We start from the raw sequence: 20,573 nt of genomic DNA on the forward strand, positions 1-20,573 counted from the left end.
CGGAGCTATTGCATGAACGCTGTCACGAAAATTGCCCCACACACCGACTACAAGGTCGCCGACCTCTCCCTGGCCGATTGGGGCCGCAAGGAGCTGGACATCGCCGAGCACGAGATGCCGGGCCTGATGTCGATCCGCCGCAAGCATGCGCAGAGCAAGCCGCTGAAGGACGTGCGCATCACCGGCTCGCTGCACATGACCATCCAGACCGCCGTGCTGATCGAAACGCTCAAGGACATCGGCGCCAACGTGCGCTGGGCCTCGTGCAACATCTTCTCGACCCAGGATCACGCCGCCGCCGCCATCGCGGTCAGCGGTACGCCGGTGTTCGCCTGGAAGGGCGAGACGCTGGAAGAGTATTGGGACTGCACTCTGGATGCGCTGACCTTCACCCTGGCCGACGGCACCCAGACCGGCCCGGAGCTGGTGGTGGACGACGGCGGCGACGTCACCTTGCTGATCCACAAGGGCTATGAGCTCGAAAACGGCAGCACCTGGGTCGACGAACCGGCGTCCTCGCACGAGGAAGGCGTGATCAAGGCGCTGCTCAAGCGCGTGGCCGTCGAGCGCCCCGGTTACTGGACCCGCGTGGTCAAGGACTGGAAGGGCGTCTCCGAAGAGACCACCACCGGCGTGCACCGCCTGTACCAGATCGCCGAAGCCGGCAAGCTGCTGATCCCGGCCATCAACGTCAACGACTCGGTCACCAAGAGCAAGTTCGACAACCTCTACGGCTGCCGCGAGTCGCTGGCCGATGGCCTCAAGCGCGCGATGGACGTGATGCTGGCCGGCAAGGTCGCGGTGGTCTGCGGCTATGGCGACGTCGGCAAGGGCAGCGCCGCCTCGCTGCGTGCCTACGGTGCCCGCGTGATCGTCACCGAGATCGACCCGATCTGCGCCCTGCAGGCGTCGATGGAAGGCTTCGAGGTCAACACCATCGAATCCACCCTGGGCCGCGGCGACATCTATGTCACCACCACCGGCAACAAGGACATCATCACCGTCGAGCACCTGCAGGCGATGAAGGACCAGGCCATCGTGTGCAACATCGGCCACTTCGACAACGAGATCCAGGTCGATGCGCTGAATGCACTCAAGGGCGTGGAGAAGATCAACATCAAGCCGCAGGTGGACAAGTACGTGTTCGCCAACGGCAACGCGATCTTCCTGCTGGCCGACGGCCGCCTGGTCAACCTGGGCTGCGCCACCGGCCACCCGAGCTTCGTGATGTCCAACTCGTTCGCCAACCAGACCCTGGCGCAGATCGACCTGTGGGAAAAGCGCGACACCTACGAGAAGAAGGTCTACATCCTGCCCAAGCACCTGGACGAGGAAGTGGCCCGCCTGCACCTGGAAAAGATCGGCGTGAAGCTGACCACCCTGACCAAGGACCAGGCCGACTATCTCGGCGTGGACGTGGCCGGCCCGTACAAGCCGGATCATTACCGCTACTGATCCGTCGGCAAACCATCGCCATGCAGACAAGAACGGGCGCCGCAAGGCGCCCGTTCTTGCTTGATCAGCGGGAACTCCATCTGGCTCGGATGCTGTACCACACCTGCACTAGTTTGCCTCACCCTCACCACCGGGAGCCCGCATAAGCACCACCACAGCCATTCGCCTGCCGGACGCGCTCAAGGCACGCGTCGCCGAGGCAGCCGAAGCGATTGGCACCACAGCACACCACTTCATCCTGGAAGCCATCGCCGAGAAGGCCAAACGCACCGAGCGACGCGCCGATTTCCACGCATCCATCGAGAACCGATCTGCACTGGCGGCTTTCACCGCCTACAGTGAAACCGCACCAGGGCCTTACTCCATGACAGCGTCCGCCAGCACGTACACCGAGATCTGGATGCGGCTGCGCGCGTCATACGGCTCGCGGTCCCAGCCGCCCCACCGCGCGTGCAGTCGCAAACCGGCAATCTGCGCCATCAGGTCGAGTTCCGACGGCCAAACGTAACGTCGATGCTCGGAAAAGATACGCGTGCCGTCCTCGCTCAGAACCACCACCCGTTGATCGATGCGCTGTTTCACCGGATCGGGTTGCGAGCACACCAGCATGACGGCGCCCCCCTCGCTCTGCGTCTGCGGCATGTCGAGCACCTGGCTTATCTTTCCGCTGCCGTCGAACACTTCGGCGCCAGGCACCGCAGTCTGGATCACGAGCATGCCATTGGGCGCCAGGCACGACGCGGCATTGACGATGCAGCGCAACTGCTCGGCCTGGGTAAGCAAACAGCCAAACGAGTTCACCGCGTAGATCAGACCAAACGGCCCGCTTAAAGGCATGTCGGTAAAATCAGCGCAGATCAGTTGCACCTGATCGCTGCCAGGTTTGGCACGCAGTGCGTCGAGCATCGCGCGCTCATTGTCGATGCCGGTTACTGGCACACCACGGTGGGCCAACGGCAATGCAATGCGCCCGCTGCCAATGCCCAACTCCAGCGATGCACGGCCATCGGCGAGATCGGCCAGAGTTTGCACGCATCGCTGCAGTGCCTGTGTCGGCCAACGATCATGGACGCTGTCGTAGAACGCAGCCATCCGATCGTATTGAGACTTGCCGGGCATACATCGCGCTCGCGTTCAAACCAGTTCGGCGATCGTAAGCGGCGACGACGCTGCGAGTGTTCGCTGCAGAGACAAAGACTCGAAACACTACGTATGCCGCGACAGGTTTGCGTACTTTGGTTTGACCAATTCAGTTCATATATAGACTATTCAATTGATCAGATTATCCTGATCGTTGAACAAATTCTTCACAAATCGGCACGCTTTTAACTTCAGCCTTATAAGGAAATTATTATGAAAGCTATTTTTTATGCATTGTCGCGCTGGCTCCAGGTCATAAGTGGCCGCAAGCTCGGCTACATCTACAACTACTAACCATCCACGCTGTTGCGGGAGGACAGCCCCCTTCCCGCAACATCACGCGGCACCGCAGCCCGTCCGCTCCGCGTCTGTCACGCGCCGCGTACTTCGTCGCCGATGACGTTCCGCACGCATATGAACTCAGGTCGCAGGCATGCTCTCCCGCCTGGCCCAACCGGGCATTGGGCATTCGGCAACCGCCGGCAGTTCTCTGAAGACCCCTTGCCATTCCTGCAATCCTGCGCGCGCGTGCACGGCGACGTGTCCAGGGTTGCAGAGCGCACGTATCTGCTCGCCGGACCGGCCACGATCGGTAAGGTACTGAGTGATGACGGCACGCTTTACGGCAAGACTGATCCTGACCCGAGCGCGCGCCGTGCGGCGTTTCCCGCTTCGGTGATGAATAGCACTGGCGCAGTCTGGCGGCACAAGCGGCGGACGCTACAGCCTGCGTTTCGTGCAGCCCTGGTGCGCGATTCCGCAGCACAGGCATCGGCTGCCACCCTTTCGCTGCTAGGCGAACAAGGCCCGTCCACCGCTGCACAGGACATGCGCATGCTGATGACTACGCTATGCGCACAATTGGGTGCCGGCGTTCTGCTCGGGAACCCTGCACATGTGCCGGACCTGCTGCGCATGCTGCCGATGATCGATGCAATCCTGCAGCAGACGCGCCGTCCATCCCTGGCGCCGACGTGGTGGCCATCGGCGCATCGGCATCGCATGCGCCGCGTACGCGCGGATCTCGACAAGGCGCTGGAACGCATTCTGGTGCGCAGTACGCAGCAGCCCCCGCATGCAGCATCGGTCCTGTCGCTGCTGCTGGCCGACGCTGCGCAAGGTGGCAGCGACTGGTGCCGCGACGAAGCAGCGGCAATGCTGATGTCCGCACTGGAACCGATGGCGGCAGCGCTGACCTGGACCTTGCTGCTACTGGCGCAGCATCCGCACGTGGCGCAGCAAGTTGCGCAGGAAGCAGACGCATTGGACGACGCTGATGCCGCAGCCAGCACCGGGTTGCTCGATCGGTTGCCGCAACCGCGGGCCTGCGTGAAAGAGGCCATGCGCCTGTATCCGCCGGCCTGGATGACCGCGAGGATCGCGCAACGCGACACCACCTTGGACGGCTTCCATGTCCCCCACGGCACCCAACTGCTGATTAGCGCGTGGGTCGTGCACCGCGACGCACGTCATTTTCCCGATCCCGACGCTTTCCTGCCCGCACGTTGGCTGGACGATACCGCCACCCACTCGCTGGCGCGCTACAGCTACTTCCCATTCGGCGGCGGCCCACGCAGTTGCATCGGCAGCATGCTGGCACTCACCCAGATGACCGCGGTCATCGCCACCGTGTTGCGTGCGCGCAGCCTGCATCTGGCTGCCGACGCGCGCCCCACGCCTTTTCCCGCGCTGGTGTTGCGGCCACTGGACGTGCGCATCGCACTGCGGCCACGCCCCAACATCGCGTCTCGCTTAGGCACTGGCACATGACTGATCCACACGTTCGAAAAAAAAGCAGGGAATATCCAAACCAATTCTTCGACTCCAGCGTGTGGAACGATCTGGCTCTACGCGAAGGGGATATCGTGATCGCCAGTTATGCCAAGGCCGGCACGACCTGGCTGCAGCAGATCGTGGCGCAACTGATCTTCGGCGGCGAAGCGGAGATCGCTGTCTCAACCATTTCTCCGTGGCTCGACGGCGTCTATCCGGACAAGGCAACCAAGCTCGCGCTGCTGGACGCGCAGAGCCACCGGCGCTTCATGAAGACACACTTGCCAGCCGATGCACTGGTCACCAGCGCGCTCGCCAGGTATCTGTACATTGGCCGCGATGGACGCGACATTGCGCTGAGTCTGTACGCCCATCAATGCGCGTTGAGCCAGGATGCGCAGGCACGTCTGGACGCTGGCGGTGCCGACCCCGGCAAGCTGCGCGTGCTGCCGCCACCCCGTCTGACGCGCGATGCCTATGTGGCGCATTGGCTGGAACATGATGGGGCGCCCTTCTGGCCGTTATGGGACGGGGTCCGTTCGTGGTGGGAGCGGCGCGAGGATGCCAACGTGCTGCACCTTCACTACAACGACTTGCTCCACGACCTGCCCGGCCAAATCCGCCGCATCTCCGCCTTCCTCGACATCCCGATTCCGTCCGGCAAATGGGACACGATCGTGGCGCACTGCCGCTTCGACTACATGCGACAGCATGCGGCACGCTACGTGCCACAGGGTTCCGGACTGTGGCGCGAAGGCGGCAAGGCGTTCTTCAACCAGGGCTGCAATGGCCGCTGGCGCACGGCCCTGCCGGATGCACTCAATCACGCATATGTGCAACGCGCACATGCGGAACTCGGCGTAGACGCAGCACAGTGGCTGGCCCACGGCCAGGCGCGACCGTCGTGAGCCTCCACCTCATTGGCGCCGGTCTGGGCCGCACTGGCACTCTCTCCCTGAAGCTGGCGCTTGAGCGGCTTGGTGTGGGCCGCTGCTACCACGCGATGGAATTGGCAGCGAATCTGCGTCAAGACTTGCCGCGCTGGGAGGCGGCGATCGACGGGCACCCGGACTGGGACGCACTGTTCGCCGGCTATGCGGCGACGACCGACTACCCTGGCTGCTGTTTCTGGGAGGAATTGTCCGCGTACTTTCCGCATGCCAAGGTGATCCTGACCGTGCGCGACCCGGACGCGTGGTTCGACTCGGTCAGCGCGACGATCTTCTCCGGCGACGGCAGCGTGCCATCGCTGTTTGGCGCCCATGGTCAACGCGTGAGCCGCTTCTTGCGTCGCGATCCGGAGGCAAACCTCGGTGATCGCGCCTTCATGACCGACTACTTCCGTCACTGGAACCAATCCGTGATCGAGCGTGTACCAGCACAGCGCCTACTGGTACTCGATGCCGACGCCGATTCGCACTGGGAACGCCTGTGCGCATTTCTAGCGCTGCCAATGCCAGCGCTCCCATATCCGCGCGTCCATGCCCGCGGCATCGGTGGCGCACCGGCGCGTCGGCTGCCAACGGAGCCGCCACTGATCGAACAATGCATGCGCCACTACCTGGAACGGCTCGCCGAAGAGGCCTTCCTGCCGCTGACCGGACCATAACTGCGTTGGGGGACGTGGATCATGCCACGCCGAACGCAGCGTCCAACGCGACAAACAGCGGGCAGACGGCACCAATCACGTCTCCGGCACATGCGCTGGAGTCATGCGGCTGGTCGTGCATCACACGGTGGCCTGTGGCGATCTGCCAGTGCAGTGTCGCCAACTCGTCACGGCCGCCAATTGGCATTGCGTTCCCAAAACGCCACGCTGCGCCGGTATGCGTCGCGATCCAGCGGCGTGCCCGAGCCACCCTCTTCCACGCCCAAGGCATTGCGCAACATGGTGATCGAAGCCATCGGAATCTCATCCGGCTCTGCGGTATACAGACACCCCACGACACCCCAGTCTGCATCGATCGGCGTGCCTTCCTTGGCCAACTGATCGCGGCTGTAGAGGATGGGCAGTAGATACGCGGCCACCGGCGGCTCGACGCCTTCGAACCAACGGACCAGCACGGCCAATTCCTGCGAGCTGCGTGCCTCGTAACCGGAACGCAGCAGGTGTCGGTTGTCATCGGTGATGGGGACAGTAAGGCAGCGGGTCGAGGTCCAGTTGCGGTGCACATGCAGCTGGCAAAACGGCGCGTAGCCCCCGATCACACGGAACGGCGCCTCGTCATTGAGGCGCTGGATGAATTGCTCGGGCGTGCAGTCCTGGATCGCATTGCGACGGCCATCGCGCGGGAACAGGCGGGTGCGTGCGAACTGGGTCAAGACGATCGACATAAGAAGGATGTGCGGCGACAAAGAGCGTCAGGGTAGCGCGCGGGCTGGCGGGCGACTACGTTGCGCGACAACGCAGCCACTGCGCGGCGACAGGGCAGGCACGAACAGGTCTTCGGAATCGTTTTCTGTCGGCAGTCGTGCAACACTCGCCGATAAGGTTCAGGTACGCGCCACCTCGCGCTGACGCGAACACGTGCGGGTAGATCCGTCTCTGAAGTAACTCGTCAGCGCTTACCAGATCAAATCGTCCGGAACTTTGAACTGGCTGTAGTAGTCGTCATCACTCTCGGCCGTGGCCGGCGCGCTGCTGCGTCCGTGATCAAGCACAACGGTATCGGCATCGCGGCTGTAGACCTTGTCGGCGGCGGCGCGCGGGATCAGCTCGACGCCATCGCCGTGCCGCACGATCACCAGCGCGCCGCTGGCCAACTGGCCGCGCAGCGTTGGGTTCACCAGCACGCTGCGGATGACGCTGCCATCGTTGAAGCGGTAGTCGATCTCACCTTCGCGCTTGACCTTGTTGGTCTCCACGATCTGCCGCACCTGGGCCAGCACTTCCTGCCGGCGCACCTGCACATTGCGCTCTTCGGCCAGGGCACGATCGCGCTCGGCACGCTCGGCCTGCAAGCGCGCCGCATCGACCTTGTCCGCATCTGCCGGCGGCACCGCCGCGCCCTTGGCATGGCGCTGCTTGACCTGTTCGCGCGCAACCTTGTCCACCTGGGCTTTTTTCACCAAGCCGGCCTTGAGCAGCTGTTCTTGCAATGGATTGCGCATCGGGAGGCTGGGCAGTGGACTGGCGGCTAGTTTAACGCGGCTGGCGCCACGACCCGTCGCGGCCTGGTCGGACCGCTGGCATCGCCGTCTATCGGAAGCGCGGGCAGGTATCTGCCCAAGCAGCGCCGCCGCCCTTATCATCCGCCACTTCCAACCAATTCAAGGACGAATGATGATCATCTGGGGATCAGGCGGCGACGTGATTGCGCTAGGCGCAGCCGACAACGCGCATTGCGACCACTGCGCGCAGCAGCGCAGCTTTCGCCACGTGCTGCAGTATCGCTACGCACATCTGTGGTACCTCTTCAGCTGGGTCACCAAGAAGCAATACCTGCGGGTTTGCGATGGCTGCAACCACACCACCGCGCTGGACACCAAGACCTTCGAGGCCAGCCGTGGCAAGCCGCCCATTCCGGCTTACCGCCGTTTCGGTGGACTGGTGCTGCTCGGCCTGATTGCGGTGCTAGTGATAGTCGGCGCCTACAGCGCTTGGCAGACCTCCAAGCGCGATGGCGTCTGGCTTGCGCAGCCCGCCCAAGGCGACCTGTATACCGTCGACCTGCAGACCCTGGCGCCCGGTGCGTATGACGGACACGCTTACGGCGTGGTACGGGTGGAGCGCGTGAGCGGTGAGACCGTGACGTTGGCGCTGCCGAACAAGGGCTACGACAAGTGGAAAGGCGCCGAGCGCGATGCTGGCGGCAGTAGCGCAAAGCAGCCAGCCTACTACACCGACGAACGTATCGAGATGCCTCTGACCAAGCTGCACACGTTGCATGCCAGCGATGCGCTTGGCCACGTCTATCGCTGAGTCTTAGAGCAGCCACCAAAACGTGGCGAACAGTTGGCCGGTGCGTGCGGACGGCGGACGGAAAACGCGATGAACGAGTGGCACATGCCCATTCCGGGCACCGGCCGCGCTCGTGTGGCGACTGCGCAGTAAGGGGATTGGCTGATCTTGAATTGCTACAACCGGTGCAGGCACTCTCGCATCGACCATGTCTTCGTCCGCATTTTGCGACCAACCCCTTTGTTGAAGCGAAACCCTGCGCGCAGTTTGCCGGCGCAACGTAGTGAATACGTATGCACAACACCGATGCTGCGCCGCGATGCGCGTTTAGCATCACCGCGCGCTGCACGCCGTGCGCGCGCTTTCCGGAACAGGAGCCGGAGGCATTGATGCGGGTATCGCGCACTGCGCGTTTGCCTGCGCCACCCACTGGAGATCGATCCGATGCGCAACACGCCTGTCCATTGTCCGCCTTCGCTCATGCAGCGCAGTGCACGCCTCTTGCTGACGGCGCTGGTCTTGTTACTGGCGACTGCCAACGTCCAAGCCGATGTCATCCTGCATGCCTTCAACTGGCCGTATGCCACTGTTGAAGCGCGCGCCAAACAGATCGCCGATGCCGGCTATCGCAAGGTGCTGGTCGCCCCCGCGTACCGCTCCGAAGGAAGCGCCTGGTGGGCGCGCTACCAGCCGCAGGACATCCGCCTGATCGACAACCCGCTCGGCGACACCGCTGCATTTAAAAAGATGGTGCAGGCATTGGCTAACAACGTCCTAGAAACCTATGCCGACATCGTGTTCAACCATATGGCCAACGAAGCGGCCACGCGCTCGGACCTCAACTACCCCGGTAGCGCGGTGCTGTCGCAGTATGCCGCCAATCCCGGCCGTTACGATTCGCTGCGCCTGTTCGGCACGCTGCAATCAAACTTCCTGAGCGCCAGTGATTTCGGCCAGGCGCAATGCATCAGCAACTACAACGATGCTTACCAGGTGCGCAATTACCGCATTTGCGCCGGTGGCAGCGATCCCGGCCTGCCAGATCTGGTCGGCAACGATTGGGTCGTGCAACAGCAGCGTGCCTATCTGCAGGCACTCAAGGACATCGGGGTAACCGGCTTCCGTGTGGATGCCGCCAAGCACATGACCTTCGACCATCTCAATCGCGTCTTCGATGCCGGTATCCGCTCCGGTGTGTATGTCTTCGGCGAAGTGATCACCGGCGGCGGCACGGGCAATGGCGATTACGATCAATTCCTGGCGCCCTATCTGCAATCCACACCGCATGCAGCCTACGACTTTCCGCTGTTCAATGCGGTACGCAATGCGTTCGCCGTTGGCGCCAGTATGCAGCAGCTTGTCGACCCGGCCGCGTCCGGACAGGCATTGCCGGGCAATCGCGCCGTGACTTTTGCGGTCACCCACGACATCCCCAACAATGCCGGCTTCCGCTACGCGATTCTCGACCCGGTGGATGAAACGCTGGCATATGCGTATCTGATCGGCCGCAACGGCGGCATGCCAATGATCTACACCGACAATAACGAGAGCGGCGATAACCGCTGGGTCAACGCGTATCTGCGCGATGATGTGCGCCGAATGATCGGTTTCCACAACGGCGTGCAGGGCACCGACATGCAGGTCTTGTCGTCCAGCTCCTGCCACATCCTGTTCCGTCGCGGCAGCCTGGGCATCGTGGGCATCAACAAGTGCGGCAATCCGGTCATCACCACGGTGGGAATGAACAACAGCGTGTTGTACTGGAATGCCGATTACGTTGACGCGCTGGGCTCCGGGAACGTAGTGCGCATTTCCAGCAACTCATACACCTTTACGCTGCCGGCGCGTGGTGCACGCATGTGGCGCCGCTGAGGAGTCACTTGCACAGGGCAATGACGCAATGCCCCTAGTGCTCCCGCCGGTTGAGAAGGTGAATTGCAGCGCACCCTGCAAGCCGCAATGCACCGCTACCTGGCGCTCAACGCTTTGCCCCCGACGCGCGTGCATGCGCGGGGGCTCTTTGTCTCTGGGCGGCGCTGATTGACTGCAACAGGATGACGGAGGGTATAGCGCATGCTCACTGGCATCGATTGACTGCTGCCGCACGCAGCCGTCAGGGCGTTACGTGCGGTAACACGCTCGACAGTTGGCTGAAATAGCACCGGCAATGGTGCGTGATACGCACGCGCCTAACGCCACTTCCAGAGATAGCAGCTGCCTGCAGAACTTCCGGCATGCAGCCGACGGCGTTCAACGGCTAATCAAATGGGTGCATCGACTTACCAAGCGAACGGTGCGGTGACCTTGCGCGCCCCGAGCATGAATGCATCGGCCACATGCACGAACGGTGCGACATCCACATCCGATTGGCCGGCGCGTACCAACTGCACGAAGCGCCGATACAGACCATCGTATTCGCTGGACGCGGGCAGTGCCTGAGGCTGCCCATCGATGCTCAGCTTGGCACCGCCTTCGCTGAGCATGAGCATGCCCGCGGTGGTTTCCACTTCGATATCCCAGCGCTGGTGACCGGTCTGCAGGAAGTCGAACTCGGCCGTCACCGGTACGCCTGCGGTATCGACAAACGCAAGGCGGGCATACAGCGGCGCCTGCCGGTTGTCCGGCGTGTGCAGCTCGGCATCGCGCAGCGCGAAGCTGTGCGGCAGCAGATGGGTCGCGATGGAAAGCGCATTGATGCCGGGGTCGAACACACCCATTCCGCCAGGTTCGAGAATCCAGTCCTGGCCCGGATGCCAGTGGCGGATGTCTTCCTTCCAGGCGATGTGCGCACGCACGAGTTGCTTGTTTGCCAACCATGCACGGGCAGGCTCAACACCGGCGGCGCAGCGCGAATGCCAGCTGGTGAACAGGCTGCGTTGCGCACGCTGCGCCACGTCTTGCAGGTCATGAATTTCGGCGAGCGTGGCGGCCGGCGGCTTTTCCAGAAACACATGGCGGCCGGAAATCAACGCGGCATGCGCCAATGCGTGCCGTCCAACCGGTGGCGTGCACAAGGCGACCGCCTCGATCTCCGGCTGCGCGGCGAAGGCTTCTTCCAGGGTGTGATAGGCGGGCACACCGTCGACCGTGCCATGCCGGCTCACGCTGGCCACCAGCTGCACATCGTGGCGCGCCGCGATGGTCGGCACGTGCTGGTCGCGGGCGATCTTGCCGATCCCGACAAGGACAATGCGCAATGCGTCTGGATGCTTCATCGAAACCTTCGTGCTGGTAGGAGGTGGCAAGCGGCGCGAGCACCGGCTCACGCACACTGCTTGGGCAACGCTGCAGGGGCGCGATGCGGGGAGCCCACGCGACGGCGCAGTGTAAGGTCAGGGTGCGACCCACCGCGAGACATCGCTCCTGCTTGTTTTGCTATACCTGCGCGCTGGTCGTTGCGTACGGGCCGGCCCACCTACGCCACGAATGGCGTGAATGGACTGCAGGCGCACTGGGCACGGCAGCGACAGGTGGCGACGGTCGACCACCACGCCACCGACACGCGTTGTAACCCGCGATTGACGCAAGCCCGCATGCAGACCAGCATCGCCACCGGCATGCCGATGTGCCGTCGCCGTCGCCGTCGCCGTCGCCGTTGAAGGCTGCACCGATGTTGCATCATGTTTCGCTGGGCGTTCGCGCGATCGACGCCTCCGTCGCCACACTAGGCGCGCTTGGCTATGTGCGGGTGTGGTCGGATCTGGAGCCGGGCACGTTCGACCAAGCGGTCGGCTACGGCTGGCCCGGCGGCGAAGACTGCCTGGCGTTGAAGCAACGTCAGGCTGCACAGTGCACCCCGGGGGCCGGCTTCCACCTGGCATTTGCGGCCACTGATGCGTCAGCTGTGGACGCCTTCCATCACGCTGCGCTACAGCACGAAGGTCACGGCGATGCCTGCGTCAGAAAACGGTCGAAGTCGCCGATGTTCATGCTGCCCCAACCCGACGCGAAGTCCCAGCCGTAGCTCGCGTTGTATCCATCGCGATAAAGGCCATTGGTGCCGACCACGACGTCATGGGCGCGCTGCGCATCGTGACGCTGGCTCGCATACTGATAGATCTGCGGCGCGACGAAGCCCAGATTGGGATGCGACTGCAACAGCCGGGCGATATAGCCGGCGAAGGTCGGGGTGGCTGCGCTGGTACCCCACACATACCAGGCAGCCTCGTTACCCTGCGCATCGGTGCCGCGGATCTGCGCACTGCTGTAGAACGAGCCATTGAAGCTGACATCGGGCACAGCACGGTAGCCGGAGGCCGTCTGCCCAGGCAGCAGGGTGCGCTGCCACTGCGGCGCATAGGCAATCTTGCTGACGCCGCCCTGGCTGAGTTGACGGCCGACACCGGCATTCCAGACGCGCTCGGAGGCGTAGCTGCCGGGGTTGCCACCCTGCGTCAGCAACTCGGTGGCGCCAACAGCAATCGCGTAGCGGTGCGACGCCGGCCAACCGACCTGGCGCAGGTCCGGACGCCCCGCCAGCGTGTCGTAATAAGGCGTGTTGGCGCGTGCACTCAGCGGCAGATAGACGCCGTCGTCGCCGCTGCAGATCACGAAGTTCTGCCCCTGACGCACCGCCTTGGTCAGGCTGGCGTCCATGGCCTGGAAGACCGCGTCGTTGACCTGGATTTCCTGTCCATAGATCGACATGCTGACCACGCGGGCCAGATTGTCGTCGGCCGCGCGTGCCATACCGTCGATGATGCTCTTCCAGGAAAAATCCGGGATGTTGTAGATGATCAGCCGCTTCAACCCGCCGGCGCTACCGACCAGCAACTGGGTATCCATGTCCCACTCGACTTCGGAATCCTTGCTGGCAGCATCGGGCTGATAACCCGGTGCACTGGGGTCGCCCACCGTCACCACCATGACCGGGGTGTGGAGGCCGTGCAGGGCCTGGAAGCTCTGCAGCCGCGCGAGGGTATTTTCCAGATTGCCCGCGGCAATGACCGCACCGACGATATCGCTGGCCGGTACCAGCGTATCGGCACCATAGGCGCTATTGAGCTCCTCGATGCTGTGGCGCACGACTTCTGCGCCGCCGCTGTTGGCGGCCATCACGGCGCTGCCGTTCAACAACGATGTGCGCGCGGTGCTCAGCGGCGCCCAGTGCGGCGCGACCTTGGCACCGGCGGTGCCGTCCAGGCCAACCACACCTTGCACTACTGCCTGCAAGCCGGCGGGCACTGCGACCACGCCCTGCGCCGCGGCAACGCCGACGCGGCCATCGGCACTCACCGCACGCAGTTGGGTGCCAAGGGCGGCCTGCAACGCCGCCGCCGTCGCACTGACTTGCAGCAAGCGGCCATCGGTGGCCGGGCGCACATCGGTGATGCCATACCGGCTCAGATATGCCTTGACCTGTGCGATATCGCTGGTGGAAGCAGACGATGCGCGGGCCAGTTGGCCGCGCAACAGCGGATCGCCGCCGTCGCGCATCAACCAATGCTCTACCGCCACATGTTGCTGGCTCATGGCCACCTGCGGCTTGAGCACAAATCCCACTTGCAGGATGCGTTGCGGCGCGAGGGCACCGACGGCGGCGAGTTGCGAAGGTAGCGGTTCGGCTGCATGCGCGACACCGGTCACGCCCAATGCGATAGCGCAGACCAGGACGGCCTGACAGAAAGAGCGCGTCATCATTCGTTGGCCGCCATTGATCGTGAGTTAACAAGCTGCGGATTCTCACGATGCGGCAGTGGTTTCAGACTCAACGGTGCGAACTCGGTGTGCGTGAAACGATGCAACCGCGAACTGACACGCGAACCTTGTGCCTTAGTGCCTGTCCGATTGCGCGCGGCGGCGCTGCCGACACGCGTCGATCGCAGCTCGCACGGCGCCTGCAGCCGCTGGCGCCGATCTTGGTAATGCGACTGACTGCGTTCTACATCTCCAGCACGACCTTGCCCAGGTGACTGCCCTCCTCCAGGTAACGATGCGCCGCGGAGGCCTCGCTCAGCGGGAAGCGCTTGTCGAGCAACACACGGAGCTTGCCCTGTTCGATCCACGGCCACACCACGCGTTCCACTTCCGCGGCCAGTCGGGCTTTTTCATCGGCATTGCGTGGGCGTAGCGTCGAGCCGGTGATGACCGCCTGCTTGCGCATCAGCACCGGAATCGGCACCTCGATGGTGGCGCCGGCCTGCGAGGCAATGTAGACGATGCGTCCGCGCGGATTGAGCGCTTCCAGGGTATCGGCGAACACTGCAGCGCCCACCATGTCGAGCGCAACGTCCACGCCGCCATGCGCCTTGGCCACTTCGACAAACGATTCGCTGGTGGAATCGATCGCCACATCGGCGCCCAGCCCGCGCGCCTGCGCCGCCTTGCTGGCCGAGCGTGCGGTGGCCAGCACATGTGCGCCCGCCGCCTTGGCCATCTGGATCGCGGTGACGCCGATGCCCGAGGTCGCACCGTGCAGCAACAGCCACTCGCCCGCCGCGAGCCGGCCGTGTTCGAACAGATTGGCGTAGGCGGTGAAGATGGTTTCCGGCAACGCAGCGGCGTGCACCAGGTCCATACCGACAGGAATCGGCAGCACGTGGCGTGCATCGACGGCGGCGTATTGCGCATAACCGCCGCCGCCCAGCAGTGCGCACACACGATCGCCCACCTTCCAGCGACCAGCCGGCTCCACGATCTCGCCAGCGATTTCCAGCCCCAGCGTTTCCGGTGCGCCAGGCGGCGGCGGGTAGTGCCCGGCGCGTTGCAGAAGATCGGGGCGATTGATGCCGGCGGCGTGCACGCGGATCAGCACCTGCCCCGGCGCAGGACGCGGGCGCGCTTGCTCGGTGGCGTACAGCGCGTCGGCGTCGCCCTTGCCATCGCGGATGGCGATGGCGGTCATCGTGGTATCGCTCATAACGGCGCTCCGTGGAAAGTGCGTCCAGTGTAGGGGCGCAGACGTCAACGCTTGGCGCAGATGCATCCCACCTTTGGTGCAGGTGTTGCCGCAGCACCGATAGGCAGGCGACGTGGTTTCGTGGAACTGCGCAGCAGTGTCGCCGCGTGTACGAACGAGGGAATGCGCAGGTGGACGAGCGGTTATCGTCCACAGCATCGCGAAGATTCATGCGAACAATCGGCTGGCTGCAGCGACACCATGCAGTGGGAATATGGACGCCATCACCTCCAATCGAGCGCCGCCTACAACACATCGCAAGCCGGTGTTCGCCGAGTTTCGACGACACGATTGGAACGGTAGTGCCGGCGTGCTGCGACATCCATTCACAACAGGATGCGCTAGCCCGCAAGCAGCCGCAACCAGACAGATGCTGCGCGCTCGTCCGCACCACGGTGTCCCGGCCTATGCTGGCGTATTGCTAGCCACAAGGAGTCGCCATGCAGTTGCCGTGGGGTATGCGCATCACCGTCATCTGCCTGCTCGCACTGTCCGCCGCCACGCCCGCACGCGCGGCGCAGGTGCGCATTGCGCAGGAAGCAGACGGCTATCGCCTGTTGGTGGATGGCGCCCCTTTCGTGATCAAGGGCGCCGGTCTGGGCAATGGCAGCATGGAGACACTGGCCGCACGCGGTGGCAACGCATTGCGCACCTGGCGCGTGGACGCTGACCCGCAACGCCAGCGCGCCATGCTCGACCGCGCGCAGCGCAATGGCTTGAAGGTGGCGGTCGGCATTGAGGTCGGCAACCAGCGACATGGCTTCGATTACGACGATGCGGCCGCCGTGCAGCAGCAACTGCAGCGCATCCTTGCGCAGGTGCGGCAATCGGCGGCGCATCCGGCGGTGTTGATGTGGGTGGTCGGTAACGAGCTCAATTTGGATTACACCAATCCCAAGGTGTGGAACGCGGTCGGCGAGATCGCCCAGGCGATCCACGCCGTCGATCCGGACCACCCGGTCACCACCACGTTGGCCGGCTTCGACAAACAGCTGATCGACCAGCTCAAGACGCGCGCACCGGCATTGGACCTGATTGCCGTGCAGCTTTACGGCGATATCGCAGCGCTGCCGCAGAAACTGCGCGATAGCCAGTGGCATGGCCCCTACGTGGTCACCGAGTGGGGCCCCACCGGGCATTGGGAATCGCCGACCACCCGCTGGGGCGCACCGATCGAAGCCGACAGCACGCGCAAGGCGCTGTTGCTGGAACAGCGTTACCGCACCTACATCGCCAGCGACACCCACCAGGGGCTGGGATCGTTTGTATTCCTGTGGGGCGACAAGCAGGAGCGCACGCCCACCTGGTATGGCCTGTTCCTGCCCTCGGGCGAAGCCACGCCCAGCGTGGACACGTTGCAACTGCTGTGGACCGGGCAGTGGCCGGCCACGCGTGCGCCAGCGGTGTCGGCGCTGATGCTGGATGGCCAGCGCGCGACCGACAGCGTGAGTCTTTACCCGGGCCAGACCGTCACCGCGAGCGTTCACGCCAGCGGCGCATCCGTATTGCGCTACGACTGGCATGTGCGCACCGAAAGCACGGCGCGCAGCATCGGCGGCGACCCCGAGACGTTGCCACCGCTGGTCGATGCCAAGCTTGAGCCGGCTCCCGCTGGTGATGATCGCAACGACGTGCCTGATATCGGCGGCGCGGTCCGCCTGACCGCGCCATCGCCAGGCAACTACCGCTTGTTCGTTGAAGTCCACGACGACGCCGGCAGCGCCGGTTACGCCAATCTGCCGTTCCGCGTACTGCCGTCGCATCCAGCATCGGTGCAGCGCGAATCGGAACTCCCGCAATCAAATATGCATTCATCGCGATGAAGCGATATTATGCCCGCACGATCTGCCGGACCCGCCGCGATGACGCCTCTCAGTTTCGAGTTCTACCCGCCCAAAACCGATGACCAGCGCGCGCAACTGGACCGCACCGCAGCCAGGTTGAAGGGCTACGCGCCAGAGTATGTGTCGTGCACCTTCGGCGCTGGCGGCTCAACGCTCAGCTACACCTCCGAAACGGTACGCCACCTCAAGCAGAAGCATGGCTTCGAAGCGGCGCCGCATCTGTCCTGCGTCGGCGGCAGCCGGCAGGAGATTCGCGAACTGCTCAAGTTGTACCAGGCGATCGGCTGTACCCGCATCGTCGCGCTGCGTGGCGACCTGCCCTCGGGCATGGGCCATCCGGGCGACCTGCGTTACGCCTCGGATCTGATCGCCTTCATTCGCGCCGAGCATGGCGATGCATTTCGGATCGAGGTGGGCGCCTATCCCGAGACCCACCCGCAAGCGGTCGATGCCTTGAGCGACCTGCGCTATTTCAAAGCCAAGGTCGATGCCGGTGCCGATGCGGCGATTACGCAGTATTTCTACAACGCCGATGCCTACTTCCATTTCCGCGACGCGGTACAGCGCATGGGCGTGGAGGTGCCGATCATTCCCGGCATCATGCCGATCTCCAACTTCTCACAGCTACGTCGATTTTCCGAACAATGCGGCGCAGAGATTCCGCGCTGGATCGGCAAGAAGATGCAGTCCTACGGCGACGACACTGACGCGGTGCGCGCGTTTGGCGCAGAAGTCGTGGCGGCCTTGTGCGCGCGACTGATCGCGGGCGGCGCGCCGGCATTGCACTTCTATACGCTCAATCTAGCCAAACCGACCACACAGGTGTTGCAGCTGCTCGGGCGCTGAGCGTCTGCCTCGGATGGCGGTGCGCGCTTGGAGACAGGCCTTGCACCACAAAAGCGCATCTCGCGCACCACAGCCGAAGGCTTGGGTCGCAACGCGGGCTGCCGACATTGACTGCGACACAGCCAGTCGTCACCCAGCGCCAGCGCACGTGTCTCTCGCCAGCTCACACGCGCCCGGCTACGCTGCGCTGATGCCTCGTCTTCTGCCCCTGCTGCTATTGCTCTGCGCCTGTCCCGCCGCACGTGTGCACGCGCAGGAGATCCATCGCTGCGTCTCGCCGGACGGGCAAACCATGTTCACCGATCGGCGCTGCGAAGACGTTGACGCGGCCAGCCGCGCGCCGCCCGCCATCCGCCCGCAGGGCAATACCGGCCTGTATCGCTACGGCTGCCCGCGACGGCTGAGCGAACTGGTGTCGTTGCTGCAATTGGCGGTCGACAGCCGCGACGTCAACCGCCTGTCCAGCCTGTATCTGTGGAGCGGGCAATCTGATGCCGCCGCCAATCGGGTGCTGAGCCGGCTGGAGGCCATCGTGCAGCGTCCGTTGCTGGAGATCGTGCCGATGTATCCGCAAAGCGACACCCCGACCTGGGACGCAGACACCACCGCACCCACACCGTCGCTGGATGGCAGCACCATTGATGCGCCACTTCCGACCCCGCCCAGCCGCCCGCGCCCCTGGGGACTTCGGCTGGAACAGAACCTCGCCAGCGGCACGCCCGCGCGCAGCGTGCTGCGGCTGCACCGGCAATACAACTGCTTTTGGGTGACGTTTTAGCGCCCTAGGTGTATCGCCCGGTTGCATGGGACCGCAGCAGGATGGCCGAACACCACCAGCGTCATTGCAGTCATTGCAGTCATTGCGGCCATAGCGACCGAATTGCCGCGATGCCCTGCGCCCCATGCGAGCGCGCCTCGCGCACATCTTCAACCTGCATGCCGCCAAGCGCGTAGAGCGGCAGCGAGACCTGTTCGCGCAAGGTTTCGAAACCGTCCCATCCGATTGGTGTGGCGCCCGGATGCGATGCGGTGGCCTGCACCGGCCCCAGCACCGCGAAGTCGCAACCGATCCGTTGTGCGTGGCGCAGGTCGTCCAAGCCATGGCAAGAAGCCGCCACTGGTTGTTCTGCGGGCAGCGGGCGTTCCTGCAAACCAGCCAACTGCTCCGATCCCAGATGCACGCCGATGCCAAGCGCGCTGGCCAGCGCGATATCGCGATTGAGCAGCAGCTGCGCGCGCGCGCGGCCACGCAAGCGCATGACCTGCTGCAACATCGCCTGCCAACGCGCAGGCGCAAGATGCTGCGCACGCAGCTGGATCCGCGTCATGCCGTTCTGCAATGCGCGCTGCAGGCCTTCCAGCCAGCGAACATCATCCTCCGGTTCGGGCGTGATCAGGTAACGGTCGGGCTGGCGCAGCACACCCACTACCGGCACGTCAGCAGGCGGCATCGAATAGCGGGTCAGCTTGTCTGCAGCCACCCAGGTCATGGCCTGACCTTCGCGGCCGCGCGGGCTGCCTTTCCAGGCGGTGATGTGACGCACTTCCAGACGCAGTCGCTTGTCCGGATACAGCTGCGGCACATCCATCACCCAGTCGCCCACCTGCGCTTCGATGCCGAGCTCTTCGTTGAGCTCGCGCACCAACGCCTGTTCGGAGGTTTCGCCAGGCTCGCGCTTGCCGCCCGGGAATTCCCACAGGCCAGGCATATCACGGGTTTCGGTACGGCGGGTCAGCAGGATGCGTCCGCGGGGGTCGGTGATCACGCCGGCAACGACGTGAATGGATCGAAGAGAATCAGGCATGGCCGCAAGAGTGCCGCGAGTGAGCCATTCAGCGCAATCGCCTGAAGGCCGGGATTAGGGATTAGGGATTAGGGATTGGGGATTGATTGAAGCGCGCACCATGCCCGCTTTTGCAATTCCCCACTCCCCATTCCCGATTCACGCCTACAACGGCTGCCCGATCCGCCACAGCACACCGCTGGGATCGTGCAGGGTGAAATCGCGCGCCCCCCATGGCCGATCTTCCGGCGCACTAAAGCTCACACCGAATTGCTCATCCAACCCCAGGTCGTGCACGTGCTGCCACCACCCGTCGGCATCGTCCACCCACAGATGAAGCATCAGGTTCTCGGCCAGCTCGCGCAGATAGAAATCCTGCAGCAAGAACGCACAGTGCGCACCGTGCCGAAAGCAGGTCACGTTGCCCACCTCGTCCTCCTGCACGAATCCCAGCGCACGATAGAACCGCTGCGACACCGCGTAGTCGCGTGCAGGCACGAACACCTTCAATTGCTGGCTGGACAGCAGTGCCATGACCGCACTCCACGCAGGACGTGGATCGAGCATACGCCCCGCAGTGGCACCGGCGGAGACGCTTGTATGCGGAAGGCGCCGTTGGCGCCACAAGAGATGGACAACGCTTGGCTGGCCTGCCCTGCCCAGGCCCACCGCAAGACAGCTCGCGGACGCTTCCAGTGTCTACGCCGTGGTTGTCGACCTTGCCTGGCAACGATGCAGGCAATGCCGTTGGCAGGGAGCTAGACAAGGGTACGAGGTCCCGGCGGGGCATTGCACCCGGCCTCCGACACTCCATGACCTGCTCATCAGCAGCTCCAGCGAATCCCATCCGTAAGCAGAGCCCCCTTGGTAAGGGGGCGCGCCAAGGGCGCGGGGATCGGAAGCAAGGAGCGCGCACCAGGCGTCCGCTACGC

The 20,573-nt window shown here is 64.0% G+C and carries 17 protein-coding genes, 1 other RNA gene and 2 pseudogenes; 11 read left to right on the forward strand and 9 right to left on the reverse strand.

Features of this window, described 5'->3' with window-relative positions:
• Positions 1-12 precede the first annotated feature (12 nt).
• The gene (gene ahcY, locus M0D43_RS07000; protein ID WP_252164067.1) at positions 13-1,455 is read left to right on the forward strand and encodes an adenosylhomocysteinase; all 1,443 of its coding nucleotides are present in this window, start codon (positions 13-15) and stop codon (positions 1,453-1,455) included.
• Positions 1,456-1,597: 142 nt separating this feature from the next.
• A pseudogene (locus M0D43_RS22020) lies at positions 1,598-1,771 on the forward strand (CopG family transcriptional regulator); the annotation flags it as partial.
• A gap of 41 nt (positions 1,772-1,812) precedes the next feature.
• Here the strand turns inward: M0D43_RS22020 and M0D43_RS07005 are convergent.
• A complete protein-coding gene (locus M0D43_RS07005; RefSeq protein WP_252164068.1) occupies positions 1,813-2,574 on the reverse strand; it encodes a class I SAM-dependent DNA methyltransferase in 762 nt (253 codons plus the stop codon).
• Between the two features lie 435 nt (positions 2,575-3,009).
• On the opposite strand from M0D43_RS07005, the gene M0D43_RS07010 reads away from it, so the two are divergent.
• From M0D43_RS07010 to M0D43_RS07020, 3 genes are read left to right on the forward strand one after another with little or no spacing between them, the layout of a single operon-like run.
• Complete coding sequence (locus M0D43_RS07010) at positions 3,010-4,365, forward strand: cytochrome P450 (RefSeq protein ID WP_260808053.1); 1,356 nt, start codon at positions 3,010-3,012, stop codon at positions 4,363-4,365.
• Positions 4,362-5,276, forward strand: a complete 915-nt coding sequence (locus M0D43_RS07015) for a sulfotransferase domain-containing protein (RefSeq protein WP_260808054.1) — start codon at positions 4,362-4,364, stop codon at positions 5,274-5,276. Before M0D43_RS07010 ends, M0D43_RS07015 begins: the two co-directional genes overlap by 4 nt.
• Complete coding sequence (locus M0D43_RS07020) at positions 5,273-5,977, forward strand: sulfotransferase family protein (protein ID WP_252164071.1); 705 nt, start codon at positions 5,273-5,275, stop codon at positions 5,975-5,977. The genes M0D43_RS07015 and M0D43_RS07020 overlap by 4 nt, the downstream gene beginning before the upstream one ends.
• A gap of 167 nt (positions 5,978-6,144) precedes the next feature.
• Here M0D43_RS07020 and M0D43_RS07025 read toward each other — a convergent pair whose 3' ends face one another.
• Together M0D43_RS07025 and M0D43_RS07030 are read right to left on the reverse strand one after the other, a co-directional pair.
• Entirely contained in the window at positions 6,145-6,702 is a 558-nt protein-coding gene (locus M0D43_RS07025) for a DUF3228 family protein (protein WP_252164072.1), read from the reverse strand.
• Positions 6,703-6,933: 231 nt separating this feature from the next.
• Positions 6,934-7,479, reverse strand: coding sequence for a DUF2058 domain-containing protein (locus M0D43_RS07030; protein WP_252164073.1), 546 nt, complete (start codon positions 7,477-7,479; stop codon positions 6,934-6,936).
• Positions 7,480-7,651: 172 nt separating this feature from the next.
• Between M0D43_RS07030 and M0D43_RS07035 the strand changes: the two genes are divergently transcribed.
• Positions 7,652-8,290 (forward strand): hypothetical protein, encoded by a 639-nt coding sequence (locus tag M0D43_RS07035; RefSeq protein ID WP_252164074.1) that lies wholly within the window; start codon positions 7,652-7,654, stop codon positions 8,288-8,290.
• Between the two features lie 10 nt (positions 8,291-8,300).
• On the opposite strand, the gene M0D43_RS07040 is transcribed toward M0D43_RS07035, so the two are convergent.
• A non-coding RNA gene (locus tag M0D43_RS07040) (sX9 sRNA) lies at positions 8,301-8,376 on the reverse strand.
• A gap of 394 nt (positions 8,377-8,770) precedes the next feature.
• On the opposite strand from M0D43_RS07040, the gene M0D43_RS07045 reads away from it, so the two are divergent.
• Positions 8,771-10,141: an alpha-amylase family protein gene (locus tag M0D43_RS07045; protein WP_252164976.1), complete on the forward strand. Its 1,371-nt coding sequence runs from the start codon at positions 8,771-8,773 to the stop codon at positions 10,139-10,141.
• 407 nt (positions 10,142-10,548) lie between these two features.
• Here the strand turns inward: M0D43_RS07045 and M0D43_RS07050 are convergent, their stop codons facing one another.
• Positions 10,549-11,484, reverse strand: coding sequence for a Gfo/Idh/MocA family protein (locus tag M0D43_RS07050; protein ID WP_252164075.1), 936 nt, complete (start codon positions 11,482-11,484; stop codon positions 10,549-10,551).
• A 395-nt stretch (positions 11,485-11,879) separates the two neighbouring features.
• Here M0D43_RS07050 and M0D43_RS07055 point away from each other — a divergent pair.
• A pseudogene (locus tag M0D43_RS07055) lies at positions 11,880-12,152 on the forward strand (VOC family protein); the annotation flags it as partial.
• Here M0D43_RS07055 and M0D43_RS07060 read toward each other — a convergent pair.
• The gene (locus tag M0D43_RS07060) at positions 12,152-13,909 is read right to left on the reverse strand and encodes a S53 family peptidase (RefSeq protein WP_252164076.1); all 1,758 of its coding nucleotides are present in this window, start codon (positions 13,907-13,909) and stop codon (positions 12,152-12,154) included. The pseudogene M0D43_RS07055 and the gene M0D43_RS07060 overlap by 1 nt on opposite strands.
• A 241-nt stretch (positions 13,910-14,150) precedes the next feature.
• The gene (locus M0D43_RS07065; protein WP_252164077.1) at positions 14,151-15,128 is read right to left on the reverse strand and encodes an NAD(P)H-quinone oxidoreductase; all 978 of its coding nucleotides are present in this window, start codon (positions 15,126-15,128) and stop codon (positions 14,151-14,153) included.
• Positions 15,129-15,607: 479 nt separating this feature from the next.
• On the opposite strand from M0D43_RS07065, the gene M0D43_RS07070 reads away from it, so the two are divergent.
• The 3 genes from M0D43_RS07070 to M0D43_RS07080 all read left to right on the forward strand — a co-directional run bounded on the left by M0D43_RS07070 (position 15,608) and on the right by M0D43_RS07080 (position 18,635).
• On the forward strand, positions 15,608-16,990 hold the full coding sequence (locus M0D43_RS07070) for a glycoside hydrolase family 2 TIM barrel-domain containing protein (protein WP_252164078.1): 1,383 nt from the start codon (positions 15,608-15,610) through the stop codon (positions 16,988-16,990).
• A 39-nt stretch (positions 16,991-17,029) separates the two neighbouring features.
• Entirely contained in the window at positions 17,030-17,857 is an 828-nt protein-coding gene (gene metF / locus M0D43_RS07075) for a methylenetetrahydrofolate reductase [NAD(P)H] (protein ID WP_252164079.1), read from the forward strand.
• A gap of 148 nt (positions 17,858-18,005) precedes the next feature.
• The gene (locus M0D43_RS07080) at positions 18,006-18,635 is read left to right on the forward strand and encodes a hypothetical protein (RefSeq protein WP_252164080.1); all 630 of its coding nucleotides are present in this window, start codon (positions 18,006-18,008) and stop codon (positions 18,633-18,635) included.
• A 79-nt stretch (positions 18,636-18,714) separates the two neighbouring features.
• Here M0D43_RS07080 and M0D43_RS07085 read toward each other — a convergent pair whose 3' ends face one another.
• Together M0D43_RS07085 and M0D43_RS07090 are read right to left on the reverse strand one after the other, a co-directional pair.
• On the reverse strand, positions 18,715-19,662 hold the full coding sequence (locus M0D43_RS07085; protein ID WP_252164081.1) for a Nudix family hydrolase: 948 nt from the start codon (positions 19,660-19,662) through the stop codon (positions 18,715-18,717).
• Between the two features lie 144 nt (positions 19,663-19,806).
• Positions 19,807-20,175 carry a VOC family protein gene (locus tag M0D43_RS07090; protein WP_101362639.1) on the reverse strand — a complete coding sequence of 123 codons (369 nt, stop codon included), beginning with the start codon at positions 20,173-20,175 and terminating at the stop codon, positions 19,807-19,809.
• Positions 20,176-20,573 lie beyond the last annotated feature (398 nt).

Source organism: Xanthomonas prunicola (assembly GCF_025266575.1).
GTDB lineage: Bacteria > Pseudomonadota > Gammaproteobacteria > Xanthomonadales > Xanthomonadaceae > Xanthomonas > Xanthomonas prunicola.